The sequence below is a fragment of the Promicromonospora sp. Populi genome (genome assembly GCF_041081105.1).
Taxonomy (GTDB): Bacteria; Actinomycetota; Actinomycetes; order Actinomycetales; family Cellulomonadaceae; genus Promicromonospora.
Genome location: NZ_CP163528.1, coordinates 168,404 through 186,349 on the forward strand (window position 1 = coordinate 168,404; position 17,946 = coordinate 186,349).

Below are 17,946 nucleotides of genomic sequence, written 5' to 3' on the forward strand. Positions count from 1 at the left end.
CTCCCTTCTTCGCCGGCACCTCAGCCCGATCCCCAGAAAGGCACGACCCATGAGCCAAGCCGTCACCACGGCGCCGGACAAGCCGCTGGTAGTCCTCAACCAGCGCACGATCTGGCTGATCTTCGGGGCCCTGATGGCCTCGATGTTCCTGTCCTCCCTGGACCAGACCATCGTCGGTACCGCGATGCCCACCATCGTGGGCGAGCTGAACGGCGTCGAGCACCAGGGCTGGGTCATCACCGCGTACATCCTGGCGATCGCCATCGCGATGCCGCTCTACGGCAAGTTCGGCGACCTCTACGGGCGGCGCTGGCCGTTCCTGGTGGCGGTCGGCCTGTTCGTCATCGCCTCCCTCGGGGGCGGCATGGCGCAGTCGTTCGAGTCCCTCGTGGCCTGGCGGGCCGTGCAGGGCCTCGGTGGCGGTGGCCTGATGATCCTGGCGCAGGCGATCATCGCCGACATCATCCCGGCGTCCGACCGCGGCAAGTACATGGGCCCCATGGGCGCCCTGTTCGGCATCTCCGCAGTCGCCGGCCCGCTGCTCGGCGGCTGGCTCACCGACGGCCCCGGCTGGCGCTGGACGTTCTGGATCAACGTGCCGATCGGTATCGCCGCGTGGTTCATCGCCTACTTTGCCCTGAAGCTGCCCTCGCACCGCTCGAACCGGCCCACCGACTGGGGCGGCATCCTCACGATGGCGCTCGGCACCACCGGCATCGTGCTGCTGACGAGCTGGCAGTCGCTCGGCAACGACGGCTACGACTGGTCCGACCCGATGCTGCTCGGGCTGCTGCTCGGCACCGTGGTGATGGTCGGCCTGTTCATCCTCATCGAGAACCGGGTCTCCGAGCCGCTCATCCCGCTGCGGCTGTTCAAGAACCGCACGTTCACCATCACCACGCTCATCGGCCTGGTGCTCGGCATGGGCATGTTCTCCGCGATGTCGATGCTGCCGACGTTCCTGCAGATGTCGTCCGGCGCGGGGGTCACCGAGTCCGGCCTGCTGATGCTCCCGATGATGGCCGGCCTGATGCTGACCTCGATCTTGTCCGGCATCGCAATCTCCAGGACCGGCCGCTACAAGATGTTCCCGGTGGCGGGCCTGGCGATCACGGTCGTCGGCTTGATCTGGCTGACGCAGATCGAGGGCGACATGTCCCTCTGGCTGTTCGGCGCGATGATCTTTGTGCTCGGCGCCGGTATGGGCCTCGTCATGCAGACCATCGTGCTCGCGGTGCAGAACTCCGTGGACCCGCACGAGCTGGGCACGGCGACGTCGTCGAACAACTTCTTCCGGGAGATCGGCGCCGCGGTGGGTACCGCCGCGTTCACCACGGTGTTCACCTCCCGCCTCACGGAGAACCTGCAGGGCGTCTTCGCGGACGTTCCGGCGGGTGCGGTCCCGGCGGGCGGTGGTTCCGGCCTGACCCCGCAGATCGTGGCAGCACTGCCCGAGCCGCTGCGCAGCGGGGTGGTCGACGCGTTCGCGAGCTCCCTCGCGCCGGCGTTCTGGTACCTCGTGCCGCTGGTGGTCGTCGGCCTGGTGCTCGCGCTGTTCCTCAAGGAGGTCAAGCTCTCCAACGAGGCCGGCATGGTCGCCCGCGGTGAGGCGGTCATGGAGGGCGACGTCGACAAGGCCCCGGAAGGTGCGGTCGAGGAAGACGTCCAGGACGAGGTCCGGGGCGCCGACGACACTGCCGGGGGCACGGAGACGGATATCCTGACCCGGTGAGCAAGGACCAACCCGCCCCCGGCGACCGCATCAAGCCCAAGAAGTCCGCGCTGGTGCAGTTCACGTCCACCACGCTGCTGCTCGAGGTGTTCCTCGTGATCTTCGCGACGCTGGCGGTGTGGGCGCTGCGCGACAACGAGTTCGGGCGCGGCCCGCTCCAGATCGAGTCGAGCGCGGCGATCTGGGTGCTGGGCGGGGCCCTGGCCCTGGTGCTCGTGATCCTGTCGCGGGCCCAGGGCTCGGTCGCCGGCCGGGCGGCGGGCACCCTCGCCCAGGTGCCGGTGCTCGCCATGGGCCTGCTGGTGCCGATGATGTACCTGGTCGGCGGCATCTTCGTGGTGCTGTGGTTCTACGCGCTGCGCCTCGGCGCACGCGTGGACCGGGAGCGGGCGGAGTACGACGCCGCCCACCCGGAGACGGCCCCCAACGTCGGCTGATCTGCACGTTCTGGGGATGCTCGCGGCCCGGATAGGGTTGCCTCATGACCGACGTCGCAGAGAAGACCCTGCCCACGGAGGCCACGACGCAGCCCGTGGCCGAGCGCACCCTCGTCCTCGTCAAGCCGGACGGCGTCCGCCGCGGCCTGTCGGGCGAGGTCCTGCGCCGCATCGAGACCAAGGGCTACACGCTGCGGGCCGTGGAGCTCAAGAGCGCCACCGCCGAGCTGCTCGCCGCGCACTACGCCGAGCACGAGGGCAAGCCGTTCTACGCCCCGCTCGTCGAGTTCATGATGTCGGGCCCCGTCCTGGCCGTCGTGGCCGAGGGCGAGGGTGTCATCCCCGGCTTCCGCTCGCTGGCGGGCGCGACCAACCCGACCGACGCCGCCCCCGGCACGATCCGCGGTGACCTGGGCCGCGACTGGGGCACCAAGGTGCAGCAGAACCTGGTGCACGGCTCCGACTCGCCGGAGTCGGCAGCCCGCGAGATCGCCCTCTGGTTCCCGGAACTGGGCTAACCCCCTCTTCACTCCACGTCCCCCTTTGTTGCGGGCGCGATCGTTGCGCCTAAAACGGGCGCGAGATCGCAACGGTCGCGCCCACAACAAAGGGGGACGCTTTGGCGTATCCCGCCGTACGTCCGACGTTCGGCCCCTAGACACAGTTAGGCTCACCCAGTGCACCTCAAGACGCTCACGCTCCGGGGCTTCAAGTCCTTCGCGTCGGCGACCACCCTCGAGCTGGAGCCGGGCATCACCTGCGTGGTGGGACCCAACGGCTCCGGCAAGTCCAACGTGGTCGACGCGCTCTCCTGGGTCATGGGCGAACAGGGTGCCAAGTCCCTGCGCGGCGGCAAGATGGACGACGTCATCTTCGCGGGCACCTCCGGCCGCGCCCCGCTCGGCCGCGCCGAGGTCGCCCTGACCATCGACAACACCGACGGCGCGCTGCCGATCGACTACACCGAGGTCACGATCTCCCGCACGCTGTTCCGCAGCGGCGGTTCCGAGTACGCGATCAACGGCAACAGCTGCCGCCTGCTGGACATCCAGGAGCTCCTGAGCGACTCCGGCATCGGCCGTGAGATGCACGTGGTGGTGGGGCAGGGCCAGCTCGACGCCGTGCTGCGCGCGACGCCGGAGGAGCGCCGCGGCTTCATCGAAGAGGCCGCGGGCGTGCTCAAGCACCGCAAGCGCAAGGAGAAGGCGCTCCGCAAGCTCGAGTCGATGCAGGGCAACCTCGCGCGGCTGGGCGACCTGACCGCCGAGCTGCGCCGGCAGCTCGGCCCGCTGGGCCGCCAGGCGGAGGCGGCCCGCAAGGCGCAGACGGTGCAGCGCGACCTGCGCGACGCCAAGTCGCGCCTCCTCGCCGACGACCTGGCCCAGCTCACCGCCCAGCTCGAGCAGGAGCGCGCGGACGAGCGGTCCCTCCGGGAGCGCCAGGCCGAGACCGAGGCGGCCCTGACCGAGGCGCGCGGCACGTTGGCTCGCCTGGAAGCGGCCATGTCGGCCGAGTCGCAGCAGGTCAGCCAGGCGGGCGACACCGTGTTCGCCCTGTCCCAGACCCGGGAGCGGCTGCGCAGCCTGCAATCGCTGGCCGGGGAGCGGGCCCGCCTGCTGGGCACCGCCGAGCCCGCGCACCAGGGCCAGGACCCCGACGACCTCGAGGCGCAGGCCGCTCGTGCCCGCGCGAGCGAGGAAGAGCTCGTCACCGAGGTCGAGATGGCCCACGAGATCGTGGAGACCGCCGTCGACACCCGGGCCGAGGCCGAGGCGGCCGCCCAGGCCGCCGAGCGCGCGCACGCCGCGCTGCTGCGCGCCGCCGCGGACCGCCGCGAGGGTCTGGCCCGCCTGGCCGGCCAGGTCGCCGCTCGGCGCAGCCGCGTCGAGGCAGCGCAGTCCGAGCTGGACCGGCTGCGCGACGCCCTGCTCCAGGCCGAGGAGCGTGTGGAGGACTCCTCGCGCGATCTCAGCGCGCTCCAGACGGAGGTCGGCGGCGGGCTCGACGGCGACGGGGAGAGCCTCGACGTCGCGCACGAGGCGGCCTCCGAGGTGCTCGAGCTGGCGAAGGCCGAGGTGCGGCACCTCCAGGAGCAGGTGACGACGGCGCAGCGGGACCGCAGCTCGGCGGAGGCGAAGGTCGAGGCGCTGGAGCTGAGCCTGGACCGCAAGGACGGCGCCGGTACGCTCCTGGCCGCCGACCAGGCGGGCGTGCTGGGCTCGGTGGCCGCGCTGCTGGGCATCGAGGCAGGCTTCGAGGACGCGGTAGCGGCAGCGCTCGGCCCGGTGGCCGACGCCGTGGCCGTCGCGGGTGTCGACGAGGCCGTGGACGCCCTGCGGCTGCTCCGGGACGAGGACGCCGGCCGCGCCAGCCTCGTCGTCGGTTCCGACCGCAAGGCGTCGGGCGACGCTGTGACCCGCCCGGCCGTCACCCTTCCCGCCGGTGCCCGCTGGGCCACGGACGTGGTGCAGGTGGCCGGGCCGGCGTCGGCCGCGCTGCTGACGATCCTGCGCGACGTGGTTGTGGTGGACGACTTGGCGCGCGCCCGCGCGCTGGTGCGCGACGAGCCGGTGGTCGCGGTGACCCGCGCCGGCGACCTGCTGGGCGCCACGCGGGCCTGGGGCGGCTCGGCGGCCGCGCCCAGCGTGCTGCACCTGCAGTCGGCGCTGGCCGAGGCGAAGGCCGCCCGCGACGAGGCGGCGGCCCGCGAGACGGACGGCTCGACGCACCTGGAGCGCGCGCGGGCCGAGCGCACGGCAGCGCAGGAACGGTACGACGACACGGCCTCCCGACTGGGGGAGGCCGACGCCGCGCGTGCCGCGGCCGCCGAGCAGCTCGGTTCGCTGGGCGCGGCCGCGCGCGCCGCCCAGGCCGAGGCCGACCGGCACCGTTCCGCCCTGGCCGAGGCGCAGTCCCGCCGGGCGGAGGACGAGATCGAGCTCGAGGCGCTCGTCGAGCGCATGACGATCGCCGAGGAGGAGCCCTCCGACGACGAGGGCTCGGTCGACGAGGTACAGGCCCAGCGCGATGCCGCCGCGGCCGCTGCTACCGCGGCGCGCGGTCGGGAGACCGAGGCCCGGCTGGCGCTGCGTACCGCGGAGGAGCGGGCTCGCGCGGTCTCTGGCCGGGCGCAGGCGCTGACGGCCGCGGCCGAGCAGGAGCGTGCGGCCCGAGCGCGGGCCGCCGAGCGCGAGGAGTCGCGCCGTCAGGACGCGTCGCGCGCCGTGCTGGTGCAGCAGGCGGTCGCGGTGGCGCTGGAGCAGATCGCACGGTCGGTGGACCGTGCGGTGGCCGACAAGGCAGCGGCCGAGGAAGCCCGCGCAGCGGGCTCGGAGCAGCTGGTCGCCGTGCGGGGGAGCGTGGAGTCGCTGACGGGCCAGCTGCGCGAGCTGACCGACGTCGCGCACCGGGACGAGGTCGCCCGCGCGCAGCAGGTGCTGCGCCTGGAGCAGCTGCAGACGCGCGCGTCCGAGGAACTGGGCATGGACCCGGACGTGCTGATGGAGGAGTTCGGCCCGCACCAGCCGGTCCCGGTCTACGAGGGTGAGGCCGAGGTACGCGGGCGCAAGCGCCGCGCGGTGGTCGAGCGCGACGACGAGGGCAACCCCATCCGCTACGAGGGCGACCCTGCGCTGCCGCGCGGCGCCGCGGCGCGTGAGGACGCCCTCATCACCCGGACGCGTGCCCTGCACGAGGCCGGGATGCGGCCCGACGACCCGGCCGCGACCGCGGTGATCGTCGCGGCGGCCGGTGCCGAGCCGGAGGAGGGCCCTGCCGAGGACGAGACCGGCCCGAGCGAGGAGACCGCTCCCGGAGAGCCCAAGCCGGACCGGCTGGTCCCGTACGTCCGCGAGGAGCAGGAGGCCCGGCTGGCCAAGGCCGAGCGCGCGCTGTCGCGGATCGGCGCCGTCAACCCGCTGGCGTTGGAGGAGTTCGCGGCCCTGGAGGAGCGGCACCAGTTCCTCGTGGACCAGCTCGGGGACCTGAAGAAGTCCCGCGAGGACCTGTTGCAGATCGTCGACGACATCGACGAGCGGGTGCAGCAGGTGTTCGCCGAGGCGTTCCAGGACACCGCGGCCAAGTTCCTCGAGATCTTCCCGCGCCTGTTCCCCGGCGGTGAGGGCAAGCTGACGCTCACGGACCCGGACGACCTGCTGACCACGGGCATCGAGGTCGAGGCGCGCCCGGCCGGCAAGAAGGTCAAGCGGCTCTCCCTGCTCTCGGGCGGCGAGCGCTCGCTGGCAGCCGTGGCGTTCCTCGTGGCTATCTTCAAGGCGCGCCCCAGCCCGTTCTACATCATGGACGAGGTCGAGGCGGCGCTCGACGACGTGAACCTCGGCCGGCTCATCGAGATCTTCAAGGAGCTGCAGAAGGACAGCCAGCTCATCGTCATCACGCACCAGAAGCGCACGATGGAGGTCGCGGACGCGCTCTACGGTGTGACGATGCGGGGCGACGGCGTCACGACGCTGATCAGCCAGCGGATGGGCGACCGCGAGACGGTCACCGCCTGAGTCTCGCCCTGAGCCCGAGCCCGAATGGGTTATTTTTCGCACCCTCGGACAAAAGCGTCAGGTGTGAGGGATTTCTCCTGTCCCGCACGCGCGTGTTGTGCGGCGTGTCGCGTCGCTCTGGACGGCACGACCGGACAAGACACGACACAATAGGGCTATGTGGTGGTCGGTCATTTTGCTCGTGGTGTGCCTGGTCCTGGCGGTGGGCGTCTTCGTCGTAGCCAGTCAGATGGACGCGCCCGCGAACAAGACGGAGGAATTTTCGTTCCTCCAGTGGTTCCGGTCCATCATCATCCACCTTCGCGGTGACGCCAAGCGGCGCAGGGACGGCCGACGCCGCGGCGCCTCCGCCGTCGCGACGCACGCGGTGGGCGCCCCCTCCGTCTGGGTCGGCAAGCCTCCCGTCGTCAAGCCCGACACCTCGCCGGTAGACATGGGGATGTCGGAGTTCTTCGCCGCGACCATCGAGTCGAAGCCCGGCTACGTCGACGCCGAGGAGCTGACCGACGTCCTGAACCGGGCTCGGGACCAGGCACAGCGGACCCTGCACGTGCCGCTCGGGACCGTGCCGCTCAGGCCGGCGAACCTGGTCCCCGGCCAGCTGCGGGCGGTCCGGCCGGCCCGGACCGTGCGGACGGTGCAGAAGGTCTCCCAGGAGACGGCCCCGGCTGCGGAAGGCCCGGCCCAGGCCGCGAGCTGAGTCCGCGCTAGACCGTGCGGTGCGAGACGATCACCGGCGTACCCTCACTCCGCTCCGGCCGCCGTGGCCGAGAATTTGAGGGCTCCCACCCCGCCGTCCGCGAGATGAAAGAATCGCGGCGTGAACGAGCTTCCCTGGATCGAGATCATCGCCGCGTTCGTCGTCCTCGCGGGCGGTGGCGGCCTCGCCGGTGTCCTTGTCGGACGACGCCGGAGACGGGCCCAGGACCAGGGCGACGGCCTGGCCACCGAGCAGGCGCCGGAGGCGAGGTCGGAGACGGCGGCGGTCGAGCCGGGCGCGACCGGCTCGACCCGCGAGGCGCCCGACTCGGTCCCCGAGACCACAGGTCCGCCGCGCGCGGTGGTCGAGGCCCCGGCGCCCACCGCGGGCCGCCTGGTGCGGCTCCGCGACCGCCTCGCGCGCTCGGGCTCGCCGCTGGGCGCCCGGCTGCTGTCCGTCCTGTCCCGAGACGCGCTCACCGAGGACGACTGGGACGAGATCGAGGAGGAGCTGCTCCTCGCCGACGTCGGTGCCGGCCCCACCACCGAGCTGCTGGAAGCGCTGCGCACCAGGGTCCGCGTGCTGGGTGTTCGTGAGCCGACGGCGGTGCGCGACCTCCTGCGCTCGGAGCTCGTCGCGCTCCTGCAGCCGGAGCTGGACCGGACGCTGAAGACCGAACCGACCACCGCGGAGGACGGCACCCACCTGCCCGCAGTCACACTCGTGGTGGGCGTGAACGGCACCGGCAAGACGACGACGGTCGGCAAGCTGGCCCGGGTCCTGGTCGCGGACGGCCGCAGCGTTGTGCTCGGCGCCGCCGACACGTTCCGGGCCGCGGCGGCGGACCAGCTCACCACCTGGGGCAACCGCGTGGGGGTGCCGACGGTGCGCTCGGACCGCGAGGGCGCGGACCCGGCGTCGGTGGCGTTCGAGGCCGTCGCCCGCGGCCGGGACGAGAAGATCGACGTGGTGCTCGTGGACACCGCGGGGCGCCTGCAGAACAAGGCCGGCCTTATGGACGAGCTCGGCAAGATCGTGCGCGTGGCCAGCAAGGTTGCCGCGCCGAGCGAGGTGCTGCTGGTGCTGGACGCGACCACCGGTCAGAACGGGCTCTCGCAGGCCCGCGTCTTCGCTGAGGTCGCGGGTGTCACGGGCATCGTGCTGACCAAGCTGGACGGGACCGCGAAGGGCGGGATCGTGGTGCAGGTGCAGCGTGAGCTCGGCGTCCCGGTCAAGCTCATCGGCCTCGGTGAGGGCCCGGACGACCTGGCGCCGTTCGACGTCGAGGACTTCGTGGACGGAATTCTCGGCTGAGCCGGAGATGAACTCGGCTGAGTTAAGGTCTCGAATTCGGCCATGAATTGCCGAACGTCGGCGAAGTGTCCAATATATGAGAACGCTTATGCGCAGACTCGTTACAGGCGGATACCAGAGGAATCACGATCGGATCACGGTTCGCCTGGATATTTAACCCAATTCGGCTGCGAAATAAGACGTTTACATGCTTCCCGGCTGCGTCACGCGCTCGTAACCTCCGTGCAGGTCACGCGTAACGGCTTCCCGGGACGGTAGTCGCGGTGGGCCGAGTCAACAGGATCCGGTCCGGGGAGAGAGGCATCTGATGGAAGAGTTTGCTCTGGACAGTGGAAACACTGCCTGGATGATCACCGCCGCCTCGCTCGTGCTGCTGATGACGCCTGGACTGGCGTTCTTCTACGGCGGCATGGTGCGCGGTAAGAGCGTCCTCAACATGATGATGATGAGCTTCAGCTCGATCGGCGTTGTCGGTCTGATCTGGGTGCTCTACGGCTACTCGCTGACCTTCGGCAGCGACCTCGGTGGTTTCATCGGCAACCCCGCCGACTACTTCGGCCTCGCGATCACCGACGCCGACTCGCTGATGTTCGCCGCCGGTGTCCCGGCGACCGTCGCGGCGGGTTACCAGGCCACGTTCGCGATCATCACGGTCGCCCTCATCTCCGGCGCCATCGCGGACCGCGTCAAGTTCAGCACCTGGCTCGTCTTCGCCGCCCTGTGGGTGACGCTGGTCTACAGCCCCGTCGCGCACATGGTGTGGGGCCTCGGCCTCCTTGGCCCCGAGGGTCCGATCGCCACGGCCCTGTCGGTCCCGATCGACTTCGCCGGCGGCACCGTGGTGCACATCAACGCCGGCACCGCCGGCCTGGTGCTCGCGCTGATCATCGGCAAGCGCAAGGGCTTCGGTACCGAGGCCATGCGCCCGCACAACCTGCCGTTCGTCATGCTCGGCGCCGCCCTCCTGTGGTTCGGCTGGTTCGGCTTCAACGCCGGTTCCGAGTTCGCCGCCGACGGCACCGCGGGCCGCGCCTGGCTGAACACCCTCGTCGCGACCGGCGTCGCAATGCTCGCCTGGATGGCCACGGAGAAGTTCCGTGACGGCGCGCCCACCACGCTCGGTGCCGCTTCCGGCGTCGTGGCCGGCCTGGTCGCCATCACCCCGGCGGCTGCCGCGGTCGACACCTACGGCTCGATCGCCATCGGCCTCGTCGCCGGCATCCTCTGCGCCCTCGCCGTGGGCCTGAAGTTCAAGTTCGGCTTCGACGACTCGCTCGACGTGGTCGGCGTGCACCTGGTCGGTGGCCTCGTCGGCACCGTGCTGCTCGGCTTCTTCGCCACCGACAACGCTGAGTCCTTCGGCGTCTGGTACCCGGACGGCGCGCTCAACGGTCTGTTCTACGGTGGTGGTGTCACGCAGCTGATCACTCAGATCGTCGCCGCGCTGATCGCCGTCGTGTTCAGCGGCGTCGTCACCGCGATCATCGCCTACGGCCTCAAGTTCACCCTGGGCTGGCGCATCTCCGAGGAGGCGGAGGTTAGCGGCATCGACCTCGCCGTCCACGGCGAGACGGCGTACGAGAACTCCGGCTCCACCATCACCGAGGTGCGCTGACCGTGACCACGGTGCAGCAATCGACTTTTCAGGAGGTAAGCGCATGAAGCTCGTCACGGGTGTCATCCAGCCCCACCGTCTCGACGACGTGAAGACGGCGTTGGAGGGTGCGGGGGTTCGCGGTATGACCGTGAGCGAGGCCAGCGGCTACGGCCGTCAGAAGGGCCACACCGAGGTCTACCGCGGTGCTGAGTACACCGTCGACCTGGTGCCCAAGGTCCGCATCGAGGTGCTCGTCACGGACGCTGACGTCACCGCGGTGACCGACGCGCTCGTCGGCGCTGCCCAGACCGGCAAGATCGGTGACGGCAAGGTGTGGGTCGTGTCGGTCGACGACGTGGCCCGCGTGCGCACCGGCGAGCACGGCGACGCCGCCCTCTGACCGGGAGCGCTCACCGTCGTATGACAAGTGACCCGGTGCCCGAGGGCGCCAGGGAGCAGGCGGAGGCCCCGCACCCCACCGTCGGGGTGCGGGGCCTCCGCGACGAACTCCTCACCATCGCCGCGGACCTCACGGGTCCGGGCCGTTCGGGCCTGGCCCGCCGGTCCGCCGTCGGGCAGCGGGTCACCGAGCGTCTCGGCGCGCTGTTCGCCGAGGCGACCAAGGACGTCGAGCAGTCGGGTATCGCCCTGGCGGCCGTCGGCAGCCTCGGCCGGGGCGAGCTCGGCCCGCTGAGCGACCTCGACCTCGTGCTCGTGCACGACGGCCGTACCCACTCGGCAGCCGAGCTGCAGCAGGTGGCCGAGCGGCTCTGGTACCCGCTGTGGGACTCGGGGGTCGACATCGACCACGCGGTGCGGTCGCTGAGCCAGTCCCGGCAGGTGGCGGCCAGCGACCTCCCGGCGGTGATCGGCTGGCTGAGCGTGCGGGCGGTGGCGGGCGACGCCGTCGTCGTGCACCGGGCCGCGTCTGCAGTGCTGACCGACTGGCGCGCCGCCGCGCGGCGGCGCCTGCCCGAGCTCATCTCCTCCACGCGCGACCGCGCGCAGCGCGCAGGCGAGCTCGCCTACCTCATCGAGCCCGACCTCAAGGAGGCGCGCGGCGGCATGCGGGACGCGATCCTGCTGTCCGCGCTGGCGGCGACCTGGCTCACCGACCGCCCGCACGGCGCGGTCGACGCCGCCTACACGCACCTGCTCGACGTGCGCGACACCCTGCAGGTGGTCACTCGGCGGCGCACCAGTCGCCTCCTGCTCGCGGACCTCGAGGAGGTCGCCGAGCGCACCGGGTACGACGACGGCGACGAGCTGCTGGCGAGCCTCGCCGAGTCGGGCCGCGTGATCTCCTACGCGCTCGACATGACCATCCGCCGCGCCCGGCAGTCGCTGTCCCGCCCGGTGGGCGTGGGCAAGCCGATGATGGTCCGCGGACGGCGCACGCCGCCGCGCCTGCGCTCGGTGGGCGACGGCCTGGTGGAGCACGACGGCGAGCTGGTGCTCGGCGTGGGCACACGGCCGGCGTCGGACCCGCTGCTGCCCCTGCGGGCCGCGGCGACGGCGGCGCGGACCGGGCTCGTGCTGTCGCCCGTGACGATCCAGAGCCTGGAGCAGAGCCCGCCACTGCCCGAACCGTGGCCGCCGGCTGCGCGCGAGGCCCTGCTCGCCCTGCTCGCCGCCGGGCCGGCGCAGATCCCCGTCTGGGAGGCGCTCGACCTCGCCGGGGTGGTGACCTCCTGGTTCCCGGAGTGGGCGGACGTGCGCAACCGGCCGCAGCGCGCCGCGATCCACCGGCACACCGTGGACCGGCACCTCATCGAGACGGTGGCGGTGGCCGCCCGGCTGCGGCGTCGGCTGCCGGAGCTCGCACCCGGCGTCGGGCAGGGGACTGGGCCGGACGTCGGGGTGGGCGCCGGCGACCTCCTGCTGCTGTCCGCGCTGCTGCACGACATCGGCAAGGTGCGCGGCGCGGCCGACCACTCCGTCCAGGGCGCCCGGCTGGTGCCGGGCATCCTGGCCCGCGCGGGCTTCCCACCCCAGGTGGTCGACGACGTGACGCGGCTCGTGCGGCACCACCTCACGCTCGCCGACCTGGCCACCCGGGCCGACCCTGACGACCCGGCCACGCTGGAGACACTCCTGGAGGCGGTGGACCACCGGCGCGACCTGCTCGACGTGCTGCGCGCCCTGACCGAGGCCGACACCACGTCGCTGGGGCCCAAGCACTGGACAGGCTGGCGCTCGCAGCTCGTGGACGGGCTGACGGAGCGGGCGCGGAATTTGCTCACCGGATGAACTAGAGCGCTACCTGGATGAACTAGAGCCGACTGGTCTCGATTACGCTAGGCCCGTGTTCAATTCCCTGTCCGACCGGCTTACCTCGACGTTCAAGAACCTGCGCACGCGGGGCCGTCTCTCCGAGGCGGACATCGACGCGACCGTGCGGGAGATCCGCCGCGCCCTCCTCGACGCCGACGTCGCGGTACCAGTGGTGCGCGAGTTCACCGGCGCGGTGCGCGAGCGCGCGCTGTCGTCCGAGGTCTCGGGGGCGCTGAACCCGGCCCAGCAGGTCGTCAAGATCGTCAACGAGGAGCTCGTCGACATCCTCGGCGGGGCCACCCGCCCGCTCACGCTGGCCAAGACGCCGCCGACGGTCATCATGCTCGCGGGCCTCCAGGGCGCCGGTAAGACGACCCTGGCGGGCAAGCTCGCGTACGCACTGAAGGGCCAGGGGCACACCCCGGTGCTGGTCGCCGCCGACCTGCAGCGCCCCAACGCGGTGACGCAGCTGTCCGTGGTCGCGGAGCGTGCCGGCGTGCCGGTGTTCGCGCCGCACCCGGGCAACACGTCCGAGGCCGACGACCCCGCGGCCGACGCGCCCCTGGTCGGCGACCCGGTCGCCGTCGCCCGGGACGGTGTGGCGTACGCGAAGGACCGGCAGCACGACGTGGTGATCGTCGACACCGCCGGCCGACTCGGCATCGACGAGGTGCTGATGCGGCAGGCGGCGGACATCCGCGCGGCCGTGAACCCGGACGAGGTCCTGTTTGTCATCGACGCGATGATCGGCCAGGACGCGGTGAACACTGCCAAGGCCTTCGCCGACGGCGTCGACTTCACCGGCGTCGTGCTCTCCAAGCTGGACGGCGACGCCCGCGGTGGTGCCGCCCTTTCGGTCGCCAAGGTGACCGGCCGGCCGATCATGTTCGCGTCCACCGGCGAGAAGCTGACGGACTTCGAGGTCTTCCACCCCGACCGCATGGCGAGCCGCATCCTCGACATGGGTGACGTGCTCACCCTGATCGAGCAGGCCGAGAAGGCGTTCAACGCCGGCGAGGCCGAGAAGATGGCGCAGAAGCTGGCCACCGGCCAGGACTTCACGCTGGCCGACTTCCTGGTGCAGATGCAGCAGCTGAAGAACATGGGCTCGATGAAGAAGATGCTCGGCATGATGCCGGGCATGAGCCAGATGCGCGACCAGCTCGACCAGTTCGACGAGCGCGAGGTGGGCCGCATCGAGGCGATCATCCACTCGATGACGCCGACCGAGCGTGACAACCCGAAGATCATCAACGGCTCGCGCCGGGCCCGCATCGCCAAGGGATCCGGCACCACCACCACGGCCATCAACCAGCTCCTGGAGCGTTTCGAGAACGCCCAGAAGATGATGAAGCAGATGGCCAAGGGCGGCGGTATGGGCCCGGGCGGGATGCCCGCGATGCCGGGCGGCCCCGGCATGGGTATGGGCAAGAAGTCCCGTGGCAAGACGCTGCCGCCGAAGAAGGGCAAGAAGGGCAAGTCGGGGAACCCGGCCAAGCGGGCCCAGCAGGAGCAGGAGGCCATGCAGCGCGCCCTCGGCGGTGGCGCCGCCGCCAAGCCGGCCGCGTCCGCGGGCTCCGCCTTCGGCGTCGCGCCGAAGAAGGACGAGGCGCCCGACCTGAGCAAGCTCGAGCTCCCTGCGGGTCTGGAGAAGTTCTTGGGCCGCTGACGGCGGTCGGCAGGGCGTGTCCACAGGGTGAGTCGGGGAGATTGAAGGAGCCGGATGTCTGCGCTGGAAGGTCCGACCGCGGCGATCCGCGGGCGCATCCTGCTGGGTGACGACCGCGAGGCCGAGGAGATCTGGGTTCGCGGAGGCCGCGTGAGCCTCACCCGCCCGTCGGCGCAGGGCACCAACATGCGGGTGCTGGAGGGCTGGGCGGTGCCCGGCCTGGTCGACGTGCACTGCCACATCGGGCTCGCGGGCGACGGCGTGGTGTCCCTGGGCGAGGCCGAGAAGCAGGCGGTGGCGGACCGTGACGCCGGGGTGCTGCTGGTCCGCGACGCCGGCTCGCCGCTCGACACCGCGTGGGTGCACGAGCGCGCCGACCTGCCGCACCTGCTGCGAGCGGGTACGCATCTTGCGCTGCCCAAGCGGTACCTGCGCGGCTACGGGCTGGAGCTCGAGTCCCCGGACCAGCTCCCGCAGGCGGTGCGTACCGAGGCCCGCCGCGGCGACGGCTGGGTCAAGCTCGTGGGCGACTGGATCGACCGCTCGCTGGGGGCCGACGGTGACCTGCGGCCCCTGTGGCCCCAGGACATGCTCGTGGAAGCGGTCGCCGTGGCGCACGCCGAGGCAGCCCGGGTAACAGTGCATTCCTTCGCCGCCGAGACCATCGACGGTCTGCTGGCCGCCGGGGTCGACTGCATCGAGCACGGCACCGGCATGACCGCCGAGCACATGGCGGTGGCTGCCGAGCGCGGGGTCGCCGTCACCCCCACCCTGCTGCAGGTGGGGCAGTTCGAGAACATCGCGGCGCAGGCCGACGGCAAGTACCCCCGGTACGCGGAGCGGATGCGTGCCATGTACGCGAACCGCTACCAGCAGGTGCGCGACCTGCACGAGTCGGGTGTGCAGCTCCTGGTCGGCACGGACGCCGGCGGCACCATCTCGCACGGCCGGATCGCCGACGAGTGCGCCGAGCTGGTCGCGGCCGGCATCCCGGCGGCGGAGGTCGTGGCGATGGCGTCCTGGCGGGCGCGCGACTACCTCGGCTTCGGGGCCGTCGTCGAGGGGTCCAGCGCCGACCTCGTGGTGTACCCGGCGGACCCGCGCGAGAACATCGAGGTGCTGCGGTACCCGACCGCCGTCGTGCTGCGCGGTGTGATCTACCCGACCGCGCGCTGACCGCCCAGGGTGTGACGCACACGCGGTTGGTGGGGGCCTGCGGCGTCTGGCACAATGTGCAGGTACTCGGCGCGCCCGGGCCCCTCTCACCCGGTCAGGCCGCGTTCCGGTCCCACCCACTGCTTCACCCCACGTCGCGGTGCTCGGGACCAACCCATCAGATAACAGGAGAGACCACTTCGTGGCTGTCAAGATTCGTCTCAAGCGCCTCGGCAAGATCCGGGCCCCGTACTACCGTGTCGTCGTCGCCGACTCGCGCACCAAGCGCGACGGTCGTGTGATCGAGGAGATCGGCAAGTACCACCCGACCGAGGAGCCGTCGCTCATCGACATCAAGTCGGAGCGCGCACAGTACTGGCTCGGCGTCGGCGCACAGCCGACCGAGCAGGTCGCCGCTCTGCTCAAGGTGACCGGTGACTGGCAGAAGTTCAAGGGCCTGCCGGGCGCCGAGGGCACCCTGCGCGTCAAGGGCGAGAAGGCCGACACGGCTTCCGCTATCGAGGCCGTCAACGCCGATGCCGAGAAGGCCAAGGCCAAGGCTGCCGAGAAGGCTGCTGCCGCCGCCGCCGAGGCACCGGCTGCTGCCGCCGAGGGCGACGAGGCCTGATGCTCTCGGAGGCCCTCGAGCACCTGGTGCGCGGCATCGTGGACAACCCGGAGGACGTTCGCGTCTCTGCGAAGTCGCTGCGCCGTGGTGACCTGCTCGAGGTCCGAGTGCACCCCGACGACCTGGGCCGAGTCATCGGCCGGGGTGGTCGCACGGCCCGCGCTCTGCGCACCGTGGTCGGTGCACTCGCCACCGACGGCCCGGTGCGGGTCGACGTCGTGGACGTCGACCGGCGCTGAACGCCTAGCATTCAGCACGACGACGAGGCCCGGTCCGAACGCGGACCGGGCCTTGCTCATTCTCATTCTCAAGGAGAAACATGCAGCTGACCGTCGCCCGCGTCAGCAAGGCGCACGGGCTCAAGGGCGAGGTGGCCCTCGACGTGCGCACCGACGACCCCGAGACCCGGCTCGCGATCGGCGAGCAGCTCCAGACCGTGCCGGCCGGCGTCGGACCGCTGACCGTGACGCACTCGCGCGAGCACCAGGGCCGGTGGCTGGTCACGTTCGCCGAGGTCACCGGCCGGACCGCGGCGGAGGAGCTGCGCGGCACGGAGCTCGTCGTCGAGCAGGACGCCTCCGACGAGGAGGACGCCTGGTACCCCCACGAGCTCGAGGGCCTACGCGTCGAGCTCGAGGACGGCACCGTGGTGGGCAAGGTCATCACCCTGGAGTACCAGCCCGCGCACGAGGCGCTGCTCATCGAGGAGAGCCTGCCCGACGGCGGAACGGCCCGCACGCTCATCCCGTTCGTCCTGGCGATCGTGCCCGTGGTCGACGTCGCGGGCGGTCGCGTGGTGCTGAGCCCGCCCGGCGGGCTGCTGGCGCGGGACGCGGACGCCGCTGTCGTCGACCGTGCCGATGATGTCGACGTCGCCGACCGGGAAGACGACTGACGTGCGCGTCGACGTCGTCTCGATCTTTCCCGACTACCTGGCGGCGCTCGACCTGTCGCTGGTGGGCAAGGCGCGGCAGCGCGGCCTGCTGGACCTGCGCGTGCACGACCTGCGCGACTGGACCACGGACCGGCACCGTACGGTGGACGACACCCCGTTCGGCGGGGGAGCGGGCATGGTCATGCGACCGGACGTGTGGGGCCTTGCGATCGACGAGGTGCTCGGACTGCCGGACGGGGCCGGGGTACGGCCAGGTGCGCACCTGATCGTGCCGACGCCGTCCGGTGAGGTGTTCACCCAGCGGCACGCCGAGAACCTCGCGTCGGCCGAGCAGCTCGTGTTCGCGTGCGGGCGGTACGAGGGCATCGATGCGCGGGTCGCCGAGCACTACCGCTCCGCCGGGGTCACCGTGCACGAGCTGTCCATCGGCGACTACGTGCTCAACGGCGGCGAGGTCGCCTCGCTCGTCATGATCGAGGCTGTGGCGCGGCTGATCCCCGGCATGGTCGGCAACCCGGACTCGCTGGTGGAGGAGTCGCACGGGGCGGCGGGGCTCCTGGAGTACCCGGTGTACACCAAGCCACCGTCGTGGGCGGAGCTGGAGATCCCGGAGGTGCTGCTGTCCGGGCACCACGCGAAGATCGAGCGCTGGCGCCGGGACCGCGCGCTGGAGCGGACAGCGCAGCGCCGTCCGGACATGATCGCCGCGCTGGACGTGGCGAGCCTGGACAAGCACGACCTGGCGCTGCTCGGGGAGCTCGGTTGGGTGCCCGGCCCGGAGGGCCTCGTGCGGGCCTGATCTCGTACGGTCCAGGTCACACCCGCACGGGTCGTCGTCCCACCCGCATGTGTGGCAAAATGAACCGTTGGTGCGTCGCCGGTCAGGTCTCTGCCACAGGGGACGACCGGGGCGGGTTACCGCCCCCGACCGGGTCAAGCCGCACCACCCTTCACAACCTTCCGGGACTCTGCCGGCCGCCAGGCCGCGTCAGAGCCCACGAGATTCGCGTCTGACCTGTGGCAGGCCCGGA

15 protein-coding genes are annotated in these 17,946 nt (G+C 71.6%); all 15 read left to right on the forward strand.

The window, feature by feature from the left end; genetic code table 11:
• Positions 1-49: 49 nt before the first annotated feature.
• The 15 genes from AB1046_RS00780 to trmD all read left to right on the forward strand — a co-directional run bounded on the left by AB1046_RS00780 (position 50) and on the right by trmD (position 17,714).
• Positions 50-1,732 (forward strand): MDR family MFS transporter, encoded by a 1,683-nt coding sequence (locus tag AB1046_RS00780; RefSeq protein ID WP_369371879.1) that lies wholly within the window; start codon positions 50-52, stop codon positions 1,730-1,732.
• On the forward strand, positions 1,729-2,169 hold the full coding sequence (locus AB1046_RS00785) for a DUF4233 domain-containing protein (protein WP_369371880.1): 441 nt from the start codon (positions 1,729-1,731) through the stop codon (positions 2,167-2,169). The genes AB1046_RS00780 and AB1046_RS00785 overlap by 4 nt, the downstream gene beginning before the upstream one ends.
• A gap of 44 nt (positions 2,170-2,213) precedes the next feature.
• On the forward strand, positions 2,214-2,687 hold the full coding sequence (ndk, locus tag AB1046_RS00790; protein ID WP_369371881.1) for a nucleoside-diphosphate kinase: 474 nt from the start codon (positions 2,214-2,216) through the stop codon (positions 2,685-2,687).
• Between the two features lie 159 nt (positions 2,688-2,846).
• Entirely contained in the window at positions 2,847-6,683 is a 3,837-nt protein-coding gene (gene smc / locus AB1046_RS00795) for a chromosome segregation protein SMC (protein ID WP_369371882.1), read from the forward strand.
• Between the two features lie 157 nt (positions 6,684-6,840).
• Complete coding sequence (locus tag AB1046_RS00800; RefSeq protein WP_369371883.1) at positions 6,841-7,383, forward strand: hypothetical protein; 543 nt, start codon at positions 6,841-6,843, stop codon at positions 7,381-7,383.
• A gap of 120 nt (positions 7,384-7,503) precedes the next feature.
• A complete protein-coding gene (ftsY, locus tag AB1046_RS00805) occupies positions 7,504-8,697 on the forward strand; it encodes a signal recognition particle-docking protein FtsY (RefSeq protein WP_369371884.1) in 1,194 nt (397 codons plus the stop codon).
• Positions 8,698-9,004: 307 nt separating this feature from the next.
• Entirely contained in the window at positions 9,005-10,312 is a 1,308-nt protein-coding gene (locus AB1046_RS00810; RefSeq protein ID WP_369371885.1) for an ammonium transporter, read from the forward strand.
• Between the two features lie 43 nt (positions 10,313-10,355).
• The gene (locus tag AB1046_RS00815; protein ID WP_369371886.1) at positions 10,356-10,694 is read left to right on the forward strand and encodes a P-II family nitrogen regulator; all 339 of its coding nucleotides are present in this window, start codon (positions 10,356-10,358) and stop codon (positions 10,692-10,694) included.
• Positions 10,695-10,714: 20 nt separating this feature from the next.
• On the forward strand, positions 10,715-12,544 hold the full coding sequence (locus tag AB1046_RS00820; protein WP_369371887.1) for an HD domain-containing protein: 1,830 nt from the start codon (positions 10,715-10,717) through the stop codon (positions 12,542-12,544).
• Between the two features lie 55 nt (positions 12,545-12,599).
• The gene (ffh, locus tag AB1046_RS00825; protein ID WP_369371888.1) at positions 12,600-14,237 is read left to right on the forward strand and encodes a signal recognition particle protein; all 1,638 of its coding nucleotides are present in this window, start codon (positions 12,600-12,602) and stop codon (positions 14,235-14,237) included.
• Positions 14,238-14,291: 54 nt separating this feature from the next.
• Complete coding sequence (locus tag AB1046_RS00830; RefSeq protein WP_369371889.1) at positions 14,292-15,413, forward strand: amidohydrolase family protein; 1,122 nt, start codon at positions 14,292-14,294, stop codon at positions 15,411-15,413.
• Positions 15,414-15,594: 181 nt separating this feature from the next.
• Complete coding sequence (gene rpsP, locus AB1046_RS00835; protein WP_369371890.1) at positions 15,595-16,020, forward strand: 30S ribosomal protein S16; 426 nt, start codon at positions 15,595-15,597, stop codon at positions 16,018-16,020.
• Complete coding sequence (locus AB1046_RS00840) at positions 16,020-16,259, forward strand: RNA-binding protein (RefSeq protein ID WP_369371891.1); 240 nt, start codon at positions 16,020-16,022, stop codon at positions 16,257-16,259. Before rpsP ends, AB1046_RS00840 begins: the two co-directional genes overlap by 1 nt.
• An 80-nt stretch (positions 16,260-16,339) precedes the next feature.
• Positions 16,340-16,915 (forward strand): ribosome maturation factor RimM, encoded by a 576-nt coding sequence (gene rimM / locus AB1046_RS00845; RefSeq protein WP_369371892.1) that lies wholly within the window; start codon positions 16,340-16,342, stop codon positions 16,913-16,915.
• A gap of 1 nt (position 16,916) precedes the next feature.
• Positions 16,917-17,714: a tRNA (guanosine(37)-N1)-methyltransferase TrmD gene (gene trmD, locus AB1046_RS00850; protein WP_369375527.1), complete on the forward strand. Its 798-nt coding sequence runs from the start codon at positions 16,917-16,919 to the stop codon at positions 17,712-17,714.
• The last annotated feature ends 232 nt before the right edge of the window (positions 17,715-17,946 follow it).

Coding starts and splice junctions, on each gene's coding strand:
- AB1046_RS00780 (WP_369371879.1), top strand. CDS start 50: ATGAGCCAAGCCGTCACCACGGCGCCGGACAAGCCGCTGGTAGTCCTC.
- ndk (WP_369371881.1), top strand. CDS start 2,214: ATGACCGACGTCGCAGAGAAGACCCTGCCCACGGAGGCCACGACGCAG.
- AB1046_RS00800 (WP_369371883.1), top strand. CDS start 6,841: ATGTGGTGGTCGGTCATTTTGCTCGTGGTGTGCCTGGTCCTGGCGGTG.
- AB1046_RS00810 (WP_369371885.1), top strand. CDS start 9,005: ATGGAAGAGTTTGCTCTGGACAGTGGAAACACTGCCTGGATGATCACC.
- AB1046_RS00815 (WP_369371886.1), top strand. CDS start 10,356: ATGAAGCTCGTCACGGGTGTCATCCAGCCCCACCGTCTCGACGACGTG.
- AB1046_RS00820 (WP_369371887.1), top strand. CDS start 10,715: ATGACAAGTGACCCGGTGCCCGAGGGCGCCAGGGAGCAGGCGGAGGCC.
- AB1046_RS00830 (WP_369371889.1), top strand. CDS start 14,292: ATGTCTGCGCTGGAAGGTCCGACCGCGGCGATCCGCGGGCGCATCCTG.
- AB1046_RS00840 (WP_369371891.1), top strand. CDS start 16,020: ATGCTCTCGGAGGCCCTCGAGCACCTGGTGCGCGGCATCGTGGACAAC.
- rimM (WP_369371892.1), top strand. CDS start 16,340: ATGCAGCTGACCGTCGCCCGCGTCAGCAAGGCGCACGGGCTCAAGGGC.